The organism is Bacteroidales bacterium (assembly GCA_031275285.1).
Classification (GTDB): Bacteria; Bacteroidota; Bacteroidia; order Bacteroidales; family UBA4181; genus JAIRLS01.
In genome coordinates this window covers 1-6,003 of record JAISOY010000040.1, presented here as the reverse complement: position 1 = coordinate 6,003, position 6,003 = coordinate 1, and the positions used below count along the sequence as shown (strand labels likewise).

The window sequence follows — 6,003 nt, the reverse complement described above, 5'->3', positions numbered from 1 at the left end:
TCACTTAGCAGGGCTGGTGCCCGCTTCCGGAAGGTCAGGCCTTCCCGGTGTAACACCACTGTATGAGAAGGTAAACAGAAAAAGCAATAATGTGAGCTAATTATGAACATCTACTTATAAAATTGTTTTTATTCATTTCAGGGTGTCGAAGTATATTTCAATGAACCGTCAAATTTACGTTCGTCACTCATTTCCTCCAATCCCGGCATATCGATTAACTTGATCTTTTTTCCTTCAATGCCGATCAACCCGTTGTTTGCAAAATAGGACAATGTCCTGATCGCATTGGATGTGGACATATTGGAAAGTTTGGCTATGTCTTCACGGGACAGGCACACTTTTAGTGTCATCCCATCGCGTTCAAATCCATAAGTATCTTTCAAAAACAACAATGATTCTGCCAGTCGTCCCGGAATCTGTTTCTGGGTCAGGGTTACCGTCCGGAAATAAGAGAACCCCAGTTCCGCAGCCAAAGATTTAATGATCAGCTGACATAGCTGGCTGTTGGCATCCATAATACTTGATAAAGTCTCATAATCAAGGCTTACTACCGTTGATTCTTCAATGGCTACTGCCGATGCGGCATGTATTTCTTCTGCGAATAATGCCCGGTAGCCAATGAATCCTATAGGTTTGGCCATACGCACGATCTGCTCACGGCCTCCAACTCCTTCCTGGAATACTTTGGCCTTGCCTTTCGCCAGACAAATCAACCCGGAAGGAATATCGCCGACACGAAAAATATATTCACCTTTACGGTATGTTTTCGATATTAACCGATTACGGAAGACTTGTTTTTCCCTGTGGTTGAGAACATAAAAAATTGAATTGGGATCGTCTAAAAATCTTTTACAGATCTCCTCGATATTATCCATCTTTTTCACCTATAGTCTGAGAAATAATACCTATTCCTCCTGAATAATACCTTTTTCCTTTAACAGGAACTGCATTTCCTGTTGCATTTCCATAGCCTTTTGTGCCGCTATCTCGGCAAAATTCTCAGAACTGTCGGCAAAAATAATGGCACGGGATGAATTCACCAATAATCCACATTGATCATTCATACCTGCGTGAGCTGTCTCGGAGAGACTTCCACCCTGCGCTCCTACACCAGGTACCAATAAAAAATGATCAGGAACAAGCCGCCGGACATCTTTCAGCATATCGGCACGGGTGGCTCCCACTACATACATCATATTATCAACAGTTCCCCAGTTCTTGGATTGGTTGATTACCTTTTCAAACAACATCAGCCCGCCATATTTGTCTTCGGTATATTGAAAATTAGATGCTCCTACATTGGATGTCAATGCCAGAACTATCGCCCATTTGTCTTTATATCCGATAAATGGCTTTACCGAATCTTCTCCCATATATGGAGCAATAGTAATTGCGTCGAAACCGATCGTATCAAAAAACGCCCTGGCATACATCTTAGAAGTATTCCCGATATCCCCACGCTTGGCATCGGCAATCAAAAACATTTCCGGATAATTCTCACGTAAATAATCAACCGTCATACGCAGATTCGCCCATCCGGCAACACCAAATGCCTCATAAAATGCCATATTAGGCTTATACGCTACCGTATATGGTGCGGTTGCGTCAATGATCCTTTTATTGAATTCGAAAACGGGATGTTGTTCCCTTTTCAGGAATTCCGGTATTTTTGAAAAATCGCTATCTAACCCGACACAAAGAAAACTCCTTTTTTCACGGATCTTCTCAAACAATTCTTTTGCATTCATGTTTTGGAAATTAATCTGGTATAAACCTTTTCAATTGACATTTTCGGTCAACTCTGCAAAAGTACAAAAAAATAGATGGAAAGATCGATAAAACACTCGTCTCTTTTCGGAATTTGTGGTATACGTATTTACATGGCAGGCACATTATTTGTATCTTTACTTATTCATTATCACACATAATCCATGATCATCAAAGAAAAATATAAGGTTTCAGGCATGAATTGTGCCAACTGTGCCGCCAAGATTGAGAAAAAAGTGTCTGAGACAAAAGGAGTTGATTTTTCCAATGTCAATTTTGCACTCGAACAATTGTCTGTTACATATGATCCGGATAAGGTTTCAGGAAATGATATCACAAAAATAGTGAAGCAGTTGGGTTTTAAGCTTTCACCGGCAGACCGGGAAGCTTCCCCGGGCAATATCAAAAGCCTCAGAATATCGTTGATCATCGCCATCATCCTGACAGCCCCAATGCTCTTATCGATGCTGTTGATGGTACTGGATGTGCACCTTCCCGCACTGGATTTCCTGCATTCGGGTTATGTGCAGTTAGCACTTACAATACCTGTCCAGTTCATTATCGGTGCACGTTTCTACCGCCAAGCATTTTTTTCTTTGCGCTCACGAAGTGCCGATATGAATGTACTGGTGGCATTAGGCACATCGGCGGCATTTTTTTACAGTCTGTACAATTTACTTTTCCAACATCCTGAAACAGGCGAAATGCCCCATCTCTATTTTGAATCTGCAGCCATGATCATCACTTTTGTCCTTTTAGGAAAGTTTCTTGAAGCTAAGGCAAAGGGACGAACATCCGATGCAATAAAAAAACTGGTCGGATTACAGGTGCGAACAGCTAAAGTTATCCGGGATAACCAGGAAGTGGAAATACCAACGGAAGAACTTCAGGTCGGGGATGTGATCATTGTACGTCCCGGAGAAAAGATCCCTGTGGACGGCGTTATTAAAGAAGGGCATACTTCCGTAGACGAATCGATGATCTCAGGAGAACCTGTTCCCGTGGAAAAAACAGCCGGAGACACCGTAGTAGGAGCTACGCTCAATCAATATGGCGCCATTACTTTTACCGCTACGAAAGTGGGTAAGGATACCATGTTATCGCAGATCATCCGTATGGTGGAAGAAGCGCAAACAACTAAAGCGCCGATACAAAGTATTGCAGATAAAGTTGCCGGTATTTTTGTTCCGGTGGTCGTTTTGATCTCATTGGTCACTTTTTCCATCTGGTTTTTCGGATACGGCGAATTAAACCGGGCCATTGTCAGTGCGGTAGCAGTATTGGTCATTGCCTGTCCCTGCGCATTAGGACTGGCGACTCCTACTGCCATTATGGTGGGAACAGGAAAGGGTGCTGAAAACGGTATTTTATTCAAGGGTGGAGATTCTCTCGAAGGGATCAGCCAGATACAAACATTGGTATTCGATAAAACAGGAACCCTCACCGAAGGAAAACCTGTTCTTACAGATTTTGAAATTTTGACCGGTGATAAATCCGATCTACTCCATATGGCCGCCATGGCAGAGAAACATTCCGAACATCCGTTAGGAAAAGCTATTTATGACGGAATTGTCCATGCCCTTTCTGAGTCCGGAGTTTCAGATATCCATGCTCCTGAAAAGTTTGAAGCCATTCCCGGGAAAGGCGTTAAAGCCATTATTTCAGGAAAGACGGTATATCTTGGTACAAAAAAACTATTCGAAGAATCAGAGGGGATTTTTACTGAAACAGCTGAGAAATTGTTTTCTGCATTGGAGCAACAAGGCAAAACTCCAATGTTAATGAGCATCGAACAAGAGCCGGTCGCTGTATTGGCTGTCGCCGACCGGATAAAACCGGAATCAGCGGAAGTCGTTGCCCGGTTGCGAGACATGAATATCAAAACAGTGATGCTTACCGGTGATAACCGGCATGTAGCAGGAATTGTCGGGAAACAACTGAATGTGGATGAGGTATTGGCGGAAGTGCTTCCCGGCGATAAGGCAACACAAATCGGAACATTAAAAAAAGAAGGAAAGAAAGTGGCTATGGTTGGCGACGGTATTAACGATGCCCCTGCACTCGCTACTGCTGATATCGGAATAGGAATCGGTTCGGGAACAGATATTGCTATTGAAACCGCCGACATGATTCTGATACGTAACGATTTGAGGACATTGCCGCTTGCTATCAGGCTTTCACAGAAAACCATCGGCAAAATCAAACAGAACCTCTTCTGGTCATTTATCTACAATATTGCAGGCATTCCAATCGCGGCACTTGGCTTTCTTAATCCTGGTATTGCAGGCGCTGCCATGGCGCTCAGTTCCGTATCGGTAGTACTTAATTCACTCAGCCTGAAACGCTTTAAAGGGTAATATCCTGGGAAGAAAAATAGATCAAATCAGCGTATTTGGAAAGATGGATCAATCAGGATGAAAATATTTTTATCCTGATTGATGGAATTTGATAAGATAGGCCGATAAAATAACCGACCTATCTTATTGAAATAAGGATTACCCTTGGATTTTTAATAAAACTAACCCTTTAAAATGGGAAGTCTTCCAGGGGTTTTTCTTCCAGTGCTTCTTCTTTCGGTTTTTGCGCTACCTGATGTTTTTCACAACCATCCACAATAATCGCCTTATACGGAGTCACGGGACAGGCATATTCACAGGCGCCACAACCCACACAGATATCGGGATTAACCTCAGGTATAGTCAGTTCTCCTTTATATGGGACCATTTTAACCGCTTGTGTAGGGCAATGTTCGGAACAGGAGCCGCAGGAGGTTTCGTCGGTATATACGATACAATTCTGTTTGATAAAGCGTACGACACCTATTTGTGTAATGATTTTTTCCTCTTTGGTCAGGGGTAAAATAGCCTTGTTCGGACAAACTTCCGTACATTTTACACATTCAAAATTACAGAAACTGGCCTGATAATCCATATAAGGCTGCATCATTCCGAAGAATCCGTATTCCAAAAATGACGGTTTGAGTACACCTGTCGGACAAGCGCTCACACACAAATGACAAGCCGTGCAAGTGGTGGTAAAATGATCCAGACCCAATGACCCCGGAGGACATACGGTATGTGCCCTTATGACTTCCTGGTTTCCTGTTCCTATACCGCTTCCTTTTTCTCCCTTGTTCTTGTTTTTTTTCTGGGAAAAAGCTTTTATCGATAATCCGCTAAATGCGGCCATAAGAAGTAAACTACCCGCAACAAAACGACGTTTGGATTGATCCGTTTGTTCTATTTTAGATTTTTTAGGTGTAGCCAGTGAATAACGGATACTATTCCGGTCACACGCACTCAGGCAATTTCCACAGCCCACGCACCGGCTGAAATCGATTTTCTGCTGTTTTACATCGATGCATTGCGATTTACAGGCGAACATGCATTTTCCACACTGGTTACAACCCGATTCATCTATTTTTATTTTAAACAAGGAGACTTTGGATACCAATCCCAGAAGAGTACCTACAGGACATACCGCATTACAGTATAAACGCCCTTTCCTGAAGGAAAACCATATAACCAAAACCAACATCAATGCAGGCACAACCAGGGCATAAGGATCTGCCATAACGATTTTTACAGGATATAATGCATATGATCCGGCGGCTTCAAAAATTTTCACCAACAAATTATTCCCCACTGTGTATAGGGGTTTGAAGAAATCCGACATAAAACGTCCGAAATTGCTATACGGATCCAACAGATTGACCAGAAAGATGCTCCCGGTGAGCAATGATAAACAAACGATGATCAAAATCGAATACCTTAACCACGATTTAGGAGGAGCAAAACGGAACCGGAATTTTTTCTTTTTTGTTTTTTTTGAAATCCAGGAAACCACATCCTGAAAAATCCCCAACGGACAAATATAAGAGCAATATACACGGCCAAAGAGGAGGGTCAATAGCAGGATCACTAAAAACCCATATGCCGTGATAGCCAGTCCATGCCCTAAAGTGGTCAGGAAGCTGATCAAAGATGGTACAAATTGTAACCACGTAAGTGTACGAAACCAGAAGGAAGGTATAGAGCTGCTGAAATCGAGAAATAAAAACCCGACAGCGACCAGCATCGCTATGGAGATAACGACACGTACAGGCTTTAAATAGGCTTGCATTCTACCGGAAGTATTAAACCCTGATCCTATTGATGTTCAATTTTGACAGATCGATCTGTCCTAACCCCATTTCATAGGCAAATTTAATATGATCAATGGTTTCGGGTTCTTTGC

The 6,003-nt window shown here is 42.5% G+C and carries 4 protein-coding genes; 1 reads left to right on the top strand and 3 read right to left on the bottom strand.

Features of this window, described 5'->3' with window-relative positions; translation table 11 throughout:
• Positions 1-137: 137 nt before the first annotated feature.
• Both LBQ60_03480 and pyrF read right to left on the bottom strand, forming a co-directional pair.
• Positions 138-875, bottom strand: a complete 738-nt coding sequence (locus LBQ60_03480) for a Crp/Fnr family transcriptional regulator (protein MDR2036964.1) — start codon at positions 873-875, stop codon at positions 138-140.
• A gap of 30 nt (positions 876-905) precedes the next feature.
• A complete protein-coding gene (pyrF, locus tag LBQ60_03475; GenBank protein ID MDR2036963.1) occupies positions 906-1,748 on the bottom strand; it encodes an orotidine-5'-phosphate decarboxylase in 843 nt (280 codons plus the stop codon).
• Positions 1,749-1,931: 183 nt separating this feature from the next.
• Between pyrF and LBQ60_03470 the strand changes: the two genes are divergently transcribed.
• On the top strand, positions 1,932-4,124 hold the full coding sequence (locus tag LBQ60_03470) for a heavy metal translocating P-type ATPase (GenBank protein MDR2036962.1): 2,193 nt from the start codon (positions 1,932-1,934) through the stop codon (positions 4,122-4,124).
• 169 nt (positions 4,125-4,293) lie between these two features.
• On the opposite strand, the gene LBQ60_03465 is transcribed toward LBQ60_03470, so the two are convergent.
• Entirely contained in the window at positions 4,294-5,889 is a 1,596-nt protein-coding gene (locus LBQ60_03465) for a 4Fe-4S binding protein (protein MDR2036961.1), read from the bottom strand.
• Positions 5,890-6,003 lie beyond the last annotated feature (114 nt).

What these genes read in the sequence shown, in the direction of transcription:
- LBQ60_03480 (MDR2036964.1), bottom strand. Translation starts at nt 875, where the DNA reads ATGGATAATATCGAGGAGATCTGTAAAAGATTTTTAGACGATCCCAAT.
- pyrF (MDR2036963.1), bottom strand. Translation starts at nt 1,748, where the DNA reads ATGAATGCAAAAGAATTGTTTGAGAAGATCCGTGAAAAAAGGAGTTTT.
- LBQ60_03470 (MDR2036962.1), top strand. Translation starts at nt 1,932, where the DNA reads ATGATCATCAAAGAAAAATATAAGGTTTCAGGCATGAATTGTGCCAAC.
- LBQ60_03465 (MDR2036961.1), bottom strand. Translation starts at nt 5,889, where the DNA reads ATGCAAGCCTATTTAAAGCCTGTACGTGTCGTTATCTCCATAGCGATG.